The sequence below is a fragment of the Streptomyces sp. NPDC042346 genome (assembly GCF_055581845.1).
Genome location: NZ_JBVJEH010000001.1, coordinates 198404 through 213083, shown reverse-complemented (window position 1 = coordinate 213083; position 14680 = coordinate 198404). Strand labels below are relative to the sequence as shown.

Here is a 14680-nt window from a genome sequence, read left to right as displayed (position 1 = left end):
CCGGCTCAGTAGCGGTAGTGGTCCGGCTTGTACGGGCCCTCCACCGGGACCCCGATGTACGACGCCTGCTCGGGGCGGAGCGTCGTCAGCCGCACGCCGAGGGCGTCGAGGTGCAGCCGGGCGACCTTCTCGTCCAGGTGCTTCGGCAGCGTGTACACGTCCACCGGGTACTCCTCCGGCTTCGTGAACAGCTCGATCTGGGCCAGCGTCTGGTCCGCGAAGGAGTTCGACATCACGAAGGAGGGGTGGCCCGTGGCGTTGCCGAGGTTGAGGAGGCGGCCTTCGGACAGGACGATGACGACCTTGCCGTCCTCGAACGTCCACGTGTGGACCTGCGGCTTGACCTCGTCCTTCACGATCCCGGGGATCCGCGCCAGGCCGGCCATGTCGATCTCGTTGTCGAAGTGGCCGATGTTCCCGACGATCGCCTGGTGCTTCATGCGGGCGATGTCGGACGCCATGATGATGTCCTTGTTGCCGGTGGTCGTGACGAAGATGTCGGCCGTCTCGACCACGTCCTCCAGCGTCGCCACCTGGTAGCCGTCCATCGCCGCCTGGAGCGCGCAGATCGGGTCGATCTCGGTGACGATGACGCGGGCGCCCTGGCCGCGGAGGGATTCCGCCGAGCCCTTGCCGACGTCTCCGTAGCCGAAGACCACGGCCGTCTTGCCGCCGATCAGGACGTCCGTCGCACGGTTGATGCCGTCGATCAGGGAGTGGCGGCAGCCGTACTTGTTGTCGAACTTCGACTTCGTCACGGCGTCGTTCACGTTGATCGCCGGGAAGAGCAGCGCACCCTCTCGGTGCATCTCGTACAGGCGGTGGACGCCCGTCGTGGTCTCCTCCGTCACGCCGCGGATGGCGGCGGCGATCGTGCCCCAGTCCAGGGTGGTGTTCCGCAGGAGCTCCAGGATCACCCGGTGCTCGTCGTTCTCGGCGGTCGACGGGTCCGGGACCTCGCCGGCCTTCTGGTACTCCACACCCTTGTGGACGAGGAGGGTGGCGTCACCGCCGTCGTCCAGGATCATGTTGGGGCCGTCGGCGCCGGGCCAGGTCAGCGCCTGCTCCGTGCACCACCAGTACTCCTCCAGGGTCTCGCCCTTCCAGGCGAAGACCGGGATCCCGGCGGCGGCGATCGCGGCGGCCGCGTGGTCCTGCGTCGAGTAGATGTTGCAGGACACCCAGCGGACCTCGGCGCCGAGCGCGACCAGCGTCTCGATGAGGACGGCGGTCTGCACGGTCATGTGCAGGGAGCCGGTGACGCGGGCGCCGGCCAGCGGCTGCGCCGCCGCGTACTCGCGGCGGATCGACATCAGGCCCGGCATCTCGTGCTCGGCGAGGGTGATCTCCTTGCGCCCGAAGTCGGCGAGGCCGATGTCGGCAACCTTGAAGTCAGTGAACTCAGACACGGACAACGCTCCTTGTACTCATGATGGTCCGGTGGATTTCCAGGGCCGCCGTCGACTTGTTCAACGTGATGTAGTGCAGGCCCGGCGCGCCCTCGTCGAGCAGCCGCAGGCCCATCCGCGTCGCGTGCTCGACGCCGATGCGGTACGCGGCCGCCGGGTCGTCCTTCGCCGCCTCCAGGCGGTGCGCCAGGTCCTCGGGGAAGGCGGCGTCGCTCAGCTCGGCGAAGCGCCGGATCTGGCGCACGTCGGTGGCGGGCATGATCTCCGGGATGATCGGGGTGTCGCAGCCGGCGGCCGCGACCCGGTCCCGCAGCCGCAGGTAGTCCTCCGGGTCGAAGAACATCTGCGTGATGGCGTAGTCGGCGCCGGCCCGGCACTTGGCGACGAAGTGCGCGAGGTCGGCGGCCGGGGTCGCGGATCGCGGGTGGCCCTCGGGGAAGGCGGCCACCCCGATTCTGAAGTCGCCCAACGACCGTACGAGCTCCACGAGTTCGTACGCGTACGTGAAGCCCTGCGGGTGCGGGGTCCAGGCGCCGCGCGGATCGCCCGGCGGGTCGCCGCGCAGCACGAGCACGTCCCGTACCCCGGCGTCCGCGTACGCGCCGATGATGGCCCGCAGTTCGGCGACCGAGTGCCCGACGGCCGTCAGGTGGGCCACGGGTCGCAGCGTCGTCTCCGTCACGATCCGCTTCGTGACCTCGATGGTCCGGTCGCGGGACGAGCCGCCGGCGCCGTACGTCACGGAGACGAAGTCCGGGGACAGCGCCTCCACGCGGCGGATCGCGTCCCAGAGGGTCTGTTCTCCGCGCTCGCTCTTCGGCGGGAAGAACTCGAAGGAGAAGGTCACGCTCATCTGCGGCCTCCCGCGTTGAAGTAGCTCGCCTCCGGGTGGTGGACCACGATCGCGTCCGTCGACTGCTCGGGGTGCAGCTGGTACTCCTCCGACAGCTCGACCCCGATCCGCTCCGGGCGCAGGAGGGCGGCGATCTTCGCCCGGTCCTCCAGGTCGGGGCAGGCCGGGTAGCCGAGGGAGTAGCGGCAGCCCTGGTACTCGGTGCGGAGCATGCCGGCGATGCCGGCGGGGTCCGTTCCCGCGATGCCCCAGTCCGCCCGTACCCGCGCGTGCCAGTACTCGGCGAGCGCCTCCGCCAACTGGACGGAGAGACCGTGGAGTTCGAGGTAGTCGCGGTAGGCGTCCGCGGCGAAGAGCCTGGCCGTCTCCTCGCCGATCCGGGAGCCGACGGTGACGACCTGGAGGGCGACCGCGTCCACCTCGCCGGAGTCCTCGGCGCGGTGGAAGTCGGCCAGGCAGAGGCGGCGGCCCCGCTGCTGGCGGGGGAAGGAGAAGCGGGTCCGCTCGCCTCCGTCCTCGTCCAGGACGATCAGGTCGTCGCCCTTGGACACACAGGGGAACCAGCCGTGGACGACGGCTGCTTCGACGAGGCCCTCGCGCTCGACGCGGTCGAGCAGCGCGCGCAGCCGGGGCCGGCCCTCCGTCTCGACGGTCGCGTCGTCCTTGAGGCCCCACTGGCCTTTGAAGAGGGCCGTCTCGTCGAGCCAGGGGGCGTACTCGGCGAGCGGGATGTCCCGGACGACCCTGGTGCCGAGGAAGGGGGGCTCGGGTACGGGGTTGTCGGTGGCGACGTCGGAGCGGCCGGCCGGCTCGGGCTCCCGCACCTCAGGAGCGACCTGCGTCTCCCGCTTGGGCACGCGCCGCTGCTTGAGCGGCGGGAGTACGGCTCCGGGGACGCCTCGCTTGACGCCCATGAGCGCGTCCATGAGGCGCAGGCCCTCGAAGGCGTCGCGGGCGTACCGCACCTCGCCCTCGTACAGCTCGTGGAGGTCCTGTTCGACGTACGCCCTGGTGAGGGCGGCGCCGCCGAGGATCACGGGGAAGGTGGCGGCGAGGCCGCGGCCGTTCAGCTCCTGGAGGTTCTCCTTCATGATCACGGTGGACTTCACGAGGAGACCCGACATGCCGATGACGTCGGCCCGGTGCTGTTCCGCCGCTTCCAGGATCGCGGAGACGGGCTGTTTGATGCCGATGTTGACGACGTTGTAGCCGTTGTTGGAGAGGATGATGTCGACGAGGTTCTTGCCGATGTCGTGGACGTCCCCGCGGACCGTGGCGAGGACGATGGTGCCCTTGCCGTCCGCGTCCGTCTTCTCCATGTGCGGTTCGAGATGGGCGACGGCCCTCTTCATGACCTCGGCGGACTGGAGCACGAACGGCAGCTGCATCTGGCCGGAGCCGAAGAGCTCGCCCACGGTCTTCATGCCGTCCAGGAGGACGTCGTTGACGATCTCCAGGGCCGGGCGCTCCGCGAGCGCGAGATCGAGGTCCGCCTCCAGGCCGTTCTTCTCGCCGTCGATGATCCGGCGCTTGAGCCGCTCGTCGAGCGGCAGCGCGAGGAGCTCCTCGGCCTTGCCCGCCTTGAGGGACTTCGCCGTCGCGCCCTCGAACATCTCCAGGAAGCGTTGCAGCGGGTCGTAGCCCTCCCTGCGGCGGTCGTGGATGAGGTCGAGCGCGACCTCGACCTGTTCCTTCTCCAGGCGGGCGATCGGCAGGATCTTCGACGCGTGGACGATCGCCGAGTCCAGGCCGGCCCTCACGCACTCGTCGAGGAAGACCGAGTTGAGGACGATCCGCGCGGCCGGGTTCAGACCGAAGGAGATGTTGGAGAGGCCGAGCGTGGTCTGGACGTCCGGGTGGCGGCGCTTCAGTTCGCGGATCGCCTCGATCGTGTGGACGCCGTCCTTGCGGGACTCCTCCTGGCCCGTGCAGATCGTGAAGGTGAGGGTGTCGATCAGGATGTCCGACTCCCTGATCCCCCAGTTCCCGGTGAGGTCGTCGATGAGCCGTTCGGCGACGGCCACCTTGTGCTCGACGCTCCGGGCCTGGCCCTCCTCGTCGATCGTCAGCGCCATCAGCGCCGCGCCGTGCTCCCTCGCGAGGGCCGTGACCTGCGCGAACCGCGACTCGGGGCCGTCGCCGTCCTCGTAGTTCACCGAGTTGACGACGGCCCGGCCGCCGATCTTCTCCAGGCCGGCCCGCAGCACCGCGATCTCGGTCGAGTCGAGGACGATCGGCAGGGTGGAGGCCGTCGCGAACCGGCCCGCCAGCTCCGCCATGTCCGCCGTGCCGTCACGGCCGACGTAGTCCACGCACAGGTCGAGCAGGTGCGCGCCCTCGCGGATCTGGTCGCGGGCCATCTCGACGCAGTCGTCCCAGCGGCCGTCGAGCATGGCCTCGCGGAACTTCTTCGAACCGTTGGCGTTGGTCCGCTCGCCGATCGCCAGGTACGCGGTGTCCTGCCGGAACGGCACGTGGCTGTACAGGGAGGACGCGCCCGGCTCCGGCGTCGGCCGCCGATCGAGGACGGCCGCGCCCCGCACCCGCTCCACGATCTCCCGCAGGTGCTCGGGGGTCGTCCCGCAGCAGCCGCCGACCAGCGCCGGCCCGTACTCGCGGACGAACCTCTCCTGCGCGTCGGCCAGTTCGGCCGGGGACAGCGGGTAGTGGGCGCCGTCCGAGGTGAGGACGGGCAGGCCCGCGTTGGGCATGACGGAGATCGGGATGCGGGCGTGCCGGGAAAGGTGCCGCAGGTGCTCCGCCATCTCGGCGGGGCCCGTGGCGCAGTTCAGGCCGATCATGTCGATGCCGAGCGGCTCCAGGGCGGTCAGCGCCGCGCCGATCTCCGAGCCGAGCAGCATCGTGCCCGTCGTCTCCACCGTGACCTGCACGATGACGGGCAGGTCCACGCCGACCCAGTCCAGGGCCCGGCGGGCGCCGATGACGGCCGCCTTCGTCTGGAGCAGGTCCTGCGAGGTCTCGATGAGGAGGGCGTCCGCGCCGCCGCGGATCAGGCCCTCCGCGTTCTGCTGGAAGGCGTCGCGCAGCGGCTCGTACGTGACGTGGCCGAGGGTCGGCAGCTTCGTACCGGGGCCCATGGAGCCGAGGACCCAGCGGGGGCGGCCGTCGGCCGCCGTGTGCGCGTCGGCGGCGGTACGGGCGATCCGGGCGCCGGCCTCGGACAGCTCGTACACCTGGTTCTCGATGCCGTACTCGGCGAGCGCGGCGAGGTTCGCCCCGAAGGTGTTGGTCTCGACGCAGTCCACGCCGACCGAGAAGTAGGCGTCGTGGACGGAGGCGACGATGTCGGGGCGCGTGAGGTTGAGGATCTCGTTGCAGCCTTCGAGGTTCCGGAAGTCGTCCATCGTCGGGTCGGCGGCCTGGAGCATCGTGCCCATCGCCCCGTCGGCCACCACGACCCGCGTGGCGAACTCCTCCCGCAGGGACCTCCTCGCGGTGCTCACGTCAGCCCCCTCATGACAGTCCCCTCAGATGGGTGACCAGGGTGGCCGTGCAGCCCACCCCGTACGTCGTCCTGATCCGGTCCAGGAGGGAGTCCCGGTGCAGCCGGTACTCCTGCGTCCCCACGTAGTCGAGGACGGTCGCCGCGACCGCGCAGCCCAGCTGCGCCGCGCACCGCTCGGGCACGCCCCACAGCGTTCCGGCGAGGAAGCCCGCCCGGAAGGCGTCGCCGACGCCGGTCGGGTCGACGACCCCGGCGACCTCCACCGCCGGGACGGCGAGCGTGGCGCGGTCCGCGCCGCGGATGCGGACACCCGCCTCGCCGTGCGTGGTGACCCAGGTGCCGACCCTGCTCAGCACCTCGGCCTCGCTCCAGCCGGACTTCTCCAGGAGCAGGGCCGTCTCGTACTCGTTGGTGAAGAGGAACCGCGCCCCGTCCACCAGCTCCCGCACCTCCGCGCCGTCCAGCCGCGCCAACTGCTGCGACGGATCGGCGGCGAAGGGAATCCCCAGGTCACGGCAGGTGCGGGTGTGCCGGAGCATGGCCTGGGGGTCGTCCGGGGAGACCAGGACCAGTTCCAGCCGGCCGGTGCGCGCGACCACGTCCCGCAGGTCGATCTCGCGCGCCTCGGCCATCGCCCCCGCGTAGAAGGTGGCGATCTGGTTCTGGGCCCGGTCGGTGGTACAGACGAAACGGGCGGTGTGGAGCGACTCGCTGACGCGCACCGAGTCGGTGTCCACACCGTGGTCCTTGAGCCAGACCCGGTACGGCTCGAAGTCGGCGCCGACCGCGCCCACGAGGGCGGGCCGCAGCCCGAGCACACCGAGCCCGAAGGCAATGTTCGCTGCCACTCCGCCGCGCCTGACCTCCAGGTTGTCGGCGAGGAACGACAGGGAGACCCGGTCCAGCCGGTCGGCGAGCAGCTGCTCGCTGAACCAGCCGGGGAAGGTCATCAGATGGTCGGTCGCGATGGATCCCGTGACAGCGATACGCATGGACTACGCCTCCACTGCCTTCTTGAGGGCCTCCACGCGGTCCGTGCGCTCCCAGGTGAACTCCGGGAGCTCGCGGCCGAAGTGGCCGTAGGCCGCCGTCTCCGCGTAGATCGGCCGCTTGAGGTCCAGGTCGCGGATGATCGCGGCCGGCCGCAGGTCGAAGACCTCGCTGACGGCCTCCTGGATCCGCTCGTCCGGGAGGGTGCCGGTGCCGAAGGTCTCCACGAAGAGGCCGACGGGCTCCGCCTTGCCGATCGCGTACGCGACCTGCACCTCGCAGCGGCGGGCGAGACCGGCCGCGACGACGTTCTTCGCGACCCAGCGCATCGCGTACGCCGCCGAGCGGTCCACCTTCGACGGGTCCTTGCCGGAGAAGGCGCCGCCGCCGTGCCGGGCCATCCCGCCGTACGTGTCGATGATGATCTTCCGGCCGGTGAGTCCGGCGTCGCCCATCGGGCCGCCGACCTCGAAGCGCCCGGTCGGGTTGACCAGGAGCCGGTAGCCGTCGGACTCCAGGCTGACGCCCTCCTCGACGAGCTCCTTGAGGACGTGCTCGACGACGTACTCGCGGACGTCCGGGGTGAGGAGGCCCTCGACGGAGATGTCGGCGGCGTGCTGCGAGGACACGACCACCGTGTCGAGGCGGACCGGGCGGTACCCGTCGTACTCGATGGTGACCTGCGTCTTGCCGTCGGGCCGCAGGTACGGCACGGTGCCGTTCTTGCGGACCTCGGTCAGCCGGCGCGCCAGGCGGTGGGCCAGCGCGATCGGCAGCGGCATCAGCTCGGTGGTGTCGTCGCAGGCGTAGCCGAACATCAGGCCCTGGTCGCCGGCGCCCTGGGCGTCGAGCTCGTCGCCCGCACCCTCGACCCGGGACTCGTAGGCCGTGTCGACGCCCTGCGCGATGTCCGGCGACTGGGCGCCGATGGACACCGAGACGCCGCAGGAGGCGCCGTCGAAGCCCTTCGCGGAGGAGTCGTAGCCGATGTCGAGGACGGCCTCGCGCACCAGCTTCGCTATCGGCGCGTACGCCGTGGTGGTGACCTCGCCGGCGATGTGCACCTGACCCGTGGTGATCAGGGTCTCGACCGCGACGCGCGAGGACGGGTCCTCGGTGAGCAGCGCGTCGAGAATGGTGTCGCTGATCCGGTCGGCGATCTTGTCGGGGTGTCCCTCGGTCACGGACTCCGAGGTGAAGAGGCGGCGGCTCATGCCTGGACCTCCGCCGGGGCCTTGAAGAAGTGCTGCTCGATGGCGCCGAGGGTGCGGATCGACTCGACTTCGAGGGTCTCCATCTGGATGGAGGTGCCGCTCTCCTGCTCCAGGAGGAAGACGAACTCGACGAAGGACAGCGAGTCGATGAGCCGGTTCTCGATCAGGTCGAGGTCGGAGGCGATGTCGTCGCGCTCGGGGTGACGGTCGAGGATCCAGTTCTTCACCGTCTGCAGGCCGTCGGCCATGGTTGATCTCCTTTAGCTGGTACCAGCTGCTGCTGTTGGACTGGATACGGAAGGGGTGGGGGCGATGACCGGGGTGGGGGCTATGACCGGGGCGGCCGTGATGATCGGGGCGGCCACCGCCACCGCGTAGTCCACGTCGTGGCTGATGGACACGGTGATCTCGGTGATCCCGGACTCGGCGGCCATCTCGGCGGCGGCCCGGTGGAGCTCCACGAGCGGCCAGCCGCCCTCGGAGCGCCGTACGACGATGTCCGGCCAGGGCAGGAACCTGCCCCTGACCCGTAAGGTCTTGAAGGCCGCTTCCTTGGCCGCGATCCGCCCGCACAGGCTCAGGACGTCGAGCCCGGAGGACGTACGGCAGTCGGCGAGCTCGCCGGGGGTGAGCATCCGCTCGAAGAACGTCTCGCCGTACTGGGCGAGGAGCCTGCGGACACGGTTGACGGACACGATGTCCATGCCGAGGTTCGCCCACCCCAGGCCGCCCGCCGGCGGGGCTGCGGGACGGGCCGGCACGTCAGATCACCGGCCCGGCCGCGCCACTCGCATCGGCCCGCAGGCGGGCGTTCGCGTCGAGCACCGCCTGGGTGGCGGACTCCCAGCTGCCGTGGCGCCGGGTCAGTGCGGACAGCCATCGCTCCAGGCCGAAGGCGACGCAGCTGGTGAAGGCCGCTCCGCCGGTCGACTCCAGGGTGATGTCGCACCGGTCGCCGAAGAAGTTCCGGTGCGTGTTGACCGAGGCGATCGCCAGGTCCTCGTACAGGAACTCGTACTTCACCGGGGTGAGCCGCTGGAGGAGCGCCTTGGAGCCGCCCTTGTCGAAGAACGGGTCGCAGGCGGCCTCCTTGCGGAGCGGCAGGTCGAGCGCCGTCGCGAAGGCCTGGATGCGGGCGGTGAAGTCGGCGAGGTGCGTCTCGGCGTGCTCGCGCGCGCCGATGGCGACGATCTCCCGCATGCGGAAGCCGAGTTGGCGCCGCATGCCCTCGTAGTGGGTCTCCTTGCGGAAGCACCAGGAGCAGATCGTCACGAGGGTGTCGTCCGCGACCTGGGTGCCCTGGTGGTCGAGGTAGACGGCGTAGCAGGACGCCGAGGGCAGTCCGAGCGCGGCCGGTTCGAGGGCGTCGCTCGGGAAGCAGCCGGTGTCCGCGGAGAAGGGCGTGGTCGCGCGGCGCTCCAGGTCGAGCGGGGCGGCGACGACGGCCTGGTGCGGGAAGTTGTCGTAGTAGTCCAGCTTGGCCAGGTCGGCGGCCGGCAGGAGCGGGGGCATGGTCATCGGGCGGGCGCCCGCGGCCGTTCCCCAGCCTTCGAAGGTGTCGTCGAGGAGCCGCAGGAGGCGGGTCCCCTCCGGGCCGAGCGAGGGCAGGCCCCGGGTTGTGCCCGGGCGGGCGGGCTGCGGCTCGCGCTGCGGATCGGCCGGGGTTTCCCCGACGGTGGTTTCCCCGACTGTCTCGGGGGCCCCGGCTTGCGCGGGGGTCGTCACGGTCATGATCTCTTCACCTCTCGGGTGGGAGGTCTCGCGGGTGTGCTCAGACGACGGGCAGGACGTCGTCGGAGAAGATCCCGGTCTTCAGGAAGAAGGAGAGCGGCTTGCGGATGGCCTTGCGCTCGTGCGGGCGGCGACGCTCGTCGGCGACCAGCGAGTTGCGCAGGGCCAGCGGGTCCGGGATGCCGGCGTCGCGGTAGACGTGCGGGTTGTAGAGGGAGTTGGTGCTGTAGACGACGTACCGCTTGAGGTACGCCTCGACCTCCCGGACCCGTTCGGCGCCGACCGACTGGCACATCCGGCTGTAGAGGAGCGAGACCAGTTCACGGCCGAAGGCGATGTGGCGGGACTCGTCCTGGTGGTGGATGCGGTTGACCTCGCGGATGGTGTGGCAGAGGGAGTCGTCCTTCGCCATCCGGGAGTTGTAGTGGTCGACCAGCTCCTCGAAGAACAGGATGCGGGTGAAGACCAGGAAGTTCTCGACCTCGGGCTCCCAGGCCGCGTCGGCGCGCATCGCGGTGGAGCCGTAGATCTTGTGGCCGTAGCGGCGGCAGAACTCGGAGAAGAACCACATGTGTTCGTTCTCCTCACCGATGAAGTGGTGGAAGAAGTCCGAGGGAACCTCGAAGCCCGGCATGTGGATGCGGCCGACGACCTCGATGAGGAGCTCGCGGATGCCGTGCACGTTCAGGCTGTAGAAGTTGATGGACTCCCACTTCGACAGGCGCTGAAGCGTTTCCTCACCGAGGGTGTCGTAGTGCTCGGTGCCGTAGACGGTGAGCAGCTCCGGCGTCATCCAGAAACGGTTCTCCTCCAGCGTCTCGGGCCACTGGAAGGTCTGGTACGGGTTGTAGTAGTCCTCGACGGAGCGCTCGCTGAGCCGCTCCAGGACTTCCATGAACCGGTCGGTGACCGGCAGGGGGGCGGTAGTGCCCATAGTGGTGCTCCTCTTCTTTTCGGGGCTCGGTTCGCCTCCGGGGGCCTTGAGTCGGGCTCACGCGTCCGTACGTGCTCGCTCCCTCGTTCCTCGGGAACTGCGCGCGCTCGGACGCGTTCCCCCGACGGCCCCCTTCGGCTCACTCGCCCTCAGGCGCCGGGGGGTGCGGGGCCATGGGGCTTCAGGGCCGGACTTCGTAGACGGCGTTGACCGCGGTCTCCGTGGCGCGGCGCCAGCGGGTGAAGCCGGCCTCCTCCGCGATGCCCCGGAAGGCCTTCTCGCCGGAGTGGTTGCCGAGGGCGTGCGGGCCGCGCTGCGCGACCGCGACGGGCAGGCACATCACGGCCGACAGGGCCATGAACATGCGGGCGGCGGGGGTCTGCGTGTCGATGTCCTGCGGCGACACGTTCGACTCGACGAGCATCCAGGTGCCGTCCGCGTCCAGGGACTTGTGGACGTGCTGGGCGGCGGCGACCGGGTCGCCCATGTCGTGGAGGGCGTTGAAGAAGCACACCAGGTCGTAGCCGGAGCCCGGGTAGTCGTCGGCCGAGGCGACCTCGAAGACGACCCGGTCGGAGAGGCCGGCCTCCTCGGCGAGCTCCCGGGCGATCGAGATGGCCTCTTCGGAGTAGTCGAAGCCGTGGACGGTGGCCTGCGGGAACGCCTTGGCGATGAGGAGCGTGGTGTGGCCGACGCCGCAGCCGACGTCCGCGACGGTGCCGCCGGCGGCGAGCTTGTCGGTGACCTCGTGCAGGGCGGGCAGCCAGTCCGGGACGAGCTTGTGCTCGTACGTGGGCTGGAAGAAGGAGCCCATGCCGGTGTCGAGGGCCGCGTCGTGCTCGGCCCAGCCGACGCCGTCACCGGTGCGGTACGCCTCGACCAGCAGGTCCTCGGTGGCGTACAGCGCCTTCAGGGCGGTGAAGAACCCGGCGGCGTACGTGACGGCCGTCGGGTCGGCGAGGACCTCGACGTGGTCGGCGGGGAGCGTGTACGTGAGCGAGCTCGGGTGCCGCTCGACGTACCCGGCGGAGAGCTGGGCGTGCAGCCACTCCTCGACGTACCGCTCGTTCGTGCCGGTCGTCTCCGCCAGCCGCGCTGCGGTGAGCGGGCCCTGCTCGGCCAGCGCCTTGTACAGGCCGAGGCGCTCGCCGAGGGCCACGGTCAGACCGCGGACGGCCGCACCGGCGTCGGTGATGACCCGTTGGTGGAAGTCGTGGGCGCTCATGCCGCCTTCTCCTCGCTGTGGGTGGGCAGGTCGCCGGTCGCACCGGGCAGGTCGCAGGTGAAGAGGAACGACCTCGGCACGCCGGGGAGGGCGCGCGGCGCGACCTGGTAGGGCCAGCGCTCGAAGTCGGCGCCCTCTTCGCCGGGCTGCCTGACCTCCCGTACGGCCCAGCCGCACTCGTCGAGCAGCGCCTCGGGCTCCTCGGTGCCGAAGAGCCACGGATTGCCGTCGTCCTTCAGGGCCTGGAGGAAGGTGCGGGCCAGCGGGTTGACCAGGGCCGCCCGGGAGATGACGTCGCCGAGCAGCACGGAGCCGGGCGCGGCGTGCGCGGAGAGCGTCGAGATGAGGGTGCGCACGGCCTGCTCGGGCAGGAAGAACAGCAGGCCCTCGACGACCCAGAGGACGGGCTCCTCGCTCTTCCAGCCCGCCTCCTTCAGGGGGCCGGTCCAGTCCTGGGTGAGGTCGACCGGGACGGTGATCCGGGTGCGGCCGGCGGGCTGCGGCTCGTCCGCGAGCATCTCGGCCTTGGCGGCGAGGAGCGCGGGGCGGTCGAGCTCGTAGACGGTGACGCCGTCCGGCCAGGGCAGCCGGAAGAAGCGGGTGTCCATGCCGGCGGCGAGGAAGACGACCTGGCGGATGCCCCGCTCCTCCACCGCCTTGACTATGGCCCGGTCGAGGTAGGTGGTGCGGATGGCGAGGAACGGCACGATGCCGCCCCCGTCGTAGCGCTTGAGCAGTTCGAAGCCGATCCGGTCGGCGACGGTGCGCGCGTAGGGATCGGCGAACAGCCGGTCCTCGCGCTCGGTCTCCAGGGCGCGCGCGGCGGCGGTCCACTGGGCGGTGCGGGATACGGCCTCCACAGGAGGTCCCCCTTCACTCGGTTGATGAACGGTGTACGGACGGCCGTGTTCAGGGGCCCGACGAAGGACGGTTCGTCAGGCGCTCATGGCCGGGACACAGGTCTTGGCCGGTCGCACACAGGCGACGGGGTCCTCGGCCGCGGGCATCGACGACAGATGGTCGGCCTCGGAGTCGGCGGGGCGCCGGCGGAAGATGCTGTGCAGGATCATGCTGAACACGGCCGTCCCGTCGGGGGCCACGAGCGTGCACCGCGGCTTGACGGTGCCGGTGGCGCGGTTGAACGGCGACGGGGTGGAGCCGAGGATCTCGACGCGCGCGGTGAGGACGTCGCCCGGGCGGACGGGCCGCAGATAGCGGACCTCGTCGATGCCGGGCGAGCCCATACAGGCGCTGTAGGCGAGCAGGCCGTCCACGTACCGCCGCATGAACATCGACTGCGTGTGGAAGCCGCTCGCGATCAGTCCGCCGAACTGCGAACGCTCCGCGAGCTCGGGATCCGTGTGGAAGGGCTGCGGGTCGAAGCGCCTGCCGAACTCCAGCACCTCCTCCGCCGTGACGGTGACGGTGCCCAGCTCGTGGACGTCGCCGGGCCGGAAGTCCTCGAAGTAGCGCATCGCGCGCCCCCCTTGACCTAGGAGTGGTCTTTCCCTGGCGACATCCAATCTACGAATCATTCATTTATTTTGTCAACCCAAAAGAAGGACCCGAGAGGGGCTGAAAAGGAACGGACTCCCGTCAGCCGAGGGCCTGTTCGACGTCGGACCAGAGGTCCTCGACGTCCTCGATGCCGACGGACATCCGCACCAGGCCCGCGCCGATCCCCGCCGCGTCCAGCGCCGCCGCGTCCAGCTCGCGGTGGGAGGTGGAGGCGGGGTGCGTCACGAGCGTCTCCACGCCGCCGAGGGAGAGCGCGAGCTTCGCCACCCGTACGCGCTCGACGAAGGCCCGGCCCGCCGGCCGGCCGCCGGCCAGCTCGAAGGAGAGCAGCCCGCCGCCGCCCGAGAGGACCTTGCGGGCGTTCTCCCGCGAGGGGTGGTCCGCGAGCCACGGGTAGTGCACGGCCGTGACGTCGCCGCGGGCCTCGGCCCGCTCGGAGAGCGCCGTGGCGAGCGAGACGGCGTTGGCGCAGTGCTCGCGCATCCGCAGTGGCAGGGTGGGTATCCCGCGCAGGGTCAGCCAGGCGGCGAACGGGTCGGCGCAGGCGCCGAGTTCGACGGTGCGGGGCCACACGCGGTGCCGCAGCTCGTCGTCCGCGAAGACGGCGACGCCGCCGAGGACGTCGGAGTGCCCGGAGAGGTACTTGGTCGTCGAGTGGACGACGATGTCGGCGCCCAGCTCCAGGGGGCGGCACAGCACGGGCGAGGCGAGCGAGTTGTCGACGAGGCTCGTCACGCCCGTCGCGCGGGCGACGGCGAGCAGCCCCGGCAGGTCGGGGACCTGGCCGGTGGGGTTGGCGATGGTCTCCAGGACGAGGAGCCGGGTGGCGGGGTGGACGGCCGCCGCCTCCAGTTCGGCCGGGTCGTCGCCGGATATCCGGACGACCTCGATCCCGTACCGCTCGGCCAGGTCGGCGAGGACGGAGTGGGTGCCCCCGTACAGGCAGCGCTGGGCCACCACCCGGTCGCCGGGCCGCAGGAGCGCGAGCAGGACGCCGCTGACGGCCCCCATGCCGGAGGCGAAGGCGATGGCCCCGGCGCCGCCCTCCAGACCGGCGAGGGTCTGCTCCAGGGCCCGTACGGTCGGATTGCCGCGGCGGCTGTAGACGTACCGCCCGTCGGGTCCGGCCATCGCGTCGGCGAGCTCGACGGCGGAGTCGAAGGCGAAGGCGGAGGACTGGACGAGGGGCACCGAGAGCGGCCAACTTCCGCTGGGGAAGGGTTCGTTGAAGACGTGCACGGCACGGGTGTTCAGTTCCACGGCTTTCCTTTCCGGATACGGGAAAGGGGCCGCCCGACGTCCGGTGACGGACATCGGGCGGCCCCTGGGTGCGACACGCG

The 14680-nt window shown here is 70.7% G+C and carries 13 protein-coding genes; all 13 read right to left on the bottom strand.

Annotated features, from left to right (window positions below; genetic code table 11):
• Positions 1–5 precede the first annotated feature (5 nt).
• Positions 6–1409: an adenosylhomocysteinase gene (ahcY, locus tag ACZ6K0_RS01030; protein WP_469229055.1), complete on the bottom strand. Its 1404-nt coding sequence runs from the start codon at positions 1407–1409 to the stop codon at positions 6–8.
• Positions 1402–2262: a methylenetetrahydrofolate reductase [NAD(P)H] gene (gene metF / locus ACZ6K0_RS01025; RefSeq protein WP_376395799.1), complete on the bottom strand. Its 861-nt coding sequence runs from the start codon at positions 2260–2262 to the stop codon at positions 1402–1404. Before metF ends, ahcY begins: the two co-directional genes overlap by 8 nt.
• On the bottom strand, positions 2259–5726 hold the full coding sequence (gene metH, locus ACZ6K0_RS01020) for a methionine synthase (protein WP_469229052.1): 3468 nt from the start codon (positions 5724–5726) through the stop codon (positions 2259–2261). The genes metF and metH overlap by 4 nt, the downstream gene beginning before the upstream one ends.
• 10 nt (positions 5727–5736) lie before the next feature.
• A complete protein-coding gene (locus ACZ6K0_RS01015) occupies positions 5737–6720 on the bottom strand; it encodes a carbohydrate kinase family protein (protein WP_469229050.1) in 984 nt (327 codons plus the stop codon).
• Between the two features lie 3 nt (positions 6721–6723).
• Complete coding sequence (metK, locus tag ACZ6K0_RS01010) at positions 6724–7932, bottom strand: methionine adenosyltransferase (RefSeq protein WP_376395790.1); 1209 nt, start codon at positions 7930–7932, stop codon at positions 6724–6726.
• Positions 7929–8180, bottom strand: coding sequence for an acyl carrier protein (locus tag ACZ6K0_RS01005; protein WP_024758814.1), 252 nt, complete (start codon positions 8178–8180; stop codon positions 7929–7931). Before ACZ6K0_RS01005 ends, metK begins: the two co-directional genes overlap by 4 nt.
• 12 nt (positions 8181–8192) lie before the next feature.
• Positions 8193–8636: a holo-ACP synthase gene (gene acpS / locus ACZ6K0_RS01000; RefSeq protein WP_469229048.1), complete on the bottom strand. Its 444-nt coding sequence runs from the start codon at positions 8634–8636 to the stop codon at positions 8193–8195.
• A gap of 58 nt (positions 8637–8694) precedes the next feature.
• Positions 8695–9663, bottom strand: a complete 969-nt coding sequence (locus ACZ6K0_RS00995) for a class-II aminoacyl-tRNA synthetase family protein (protein WP_376395783.1) — start codon at positions 9661–9663, stop codon at positions 8695–8697.
• Positions 9664–9703: 40 nt separating this feature from the next.
• The gene (locus ACZ6K0_RS00990; protein ID WP_376395780.1) at positions 9704–10597 is read right to left on the bottom strand and encodes a diiron oxygenase; all 894 of its coding nucleotides are present in this window, start codon (positions 10595–10597) and stop codon (positions 9704–9706) included.
• A 181-nt stretch (positions 10598–10778) separates the two neighbouring features.
• Entirely contained in the window at positions 10779–11822 is a 1044-nt protein-coding gene (locus ACZ6K0_RS00985) for a class I SAM-dependent methyltransferase (RefSeq protein ID WP_376395777.1), read from the bottom strand.
• Entirely contained in the window at positions 11819–12682 is an 864-nt protein-coding gene (locus ACZ6K0_RS00980; protein ID WP_376395774.1) for a class I SAM-dependent methyltransferase, read from the bottom strand. Before ACZ6K0_RS00980 ends, ACZ6K0_RS00985 begins: the two co-directional genes overlap by 4 nt.
• Positions 12683–12757: 75 nt before the next feature.
• On the bottom strand, positions 12758–13297 hold the full coding sequence (locus tag ACZ6K0_RS00975) for a MaoC family dehydratase (protein ID WP_376395771.1): 540 nt from the start codon (positions 13295–13297) through the stop codon (positions 12758–12760).
• A 121-nt stretch (positions 13298–13418) separates the two neighbouring features.
• The gene (locus ACZ6K0_RS00970; RefSeq protein WP_469229045.1) at positions 13419–14600 is read right to left on the bottom strand and encodes a trans-sulfuration enzyme family protein; all 1182 of its coding nucleotides are present in this window, start codon (positions 14598–14600) and stop codon (positions 13419–13421) included.
• Positions 14601–14680 lie beyond the last annotated feature (80 nt).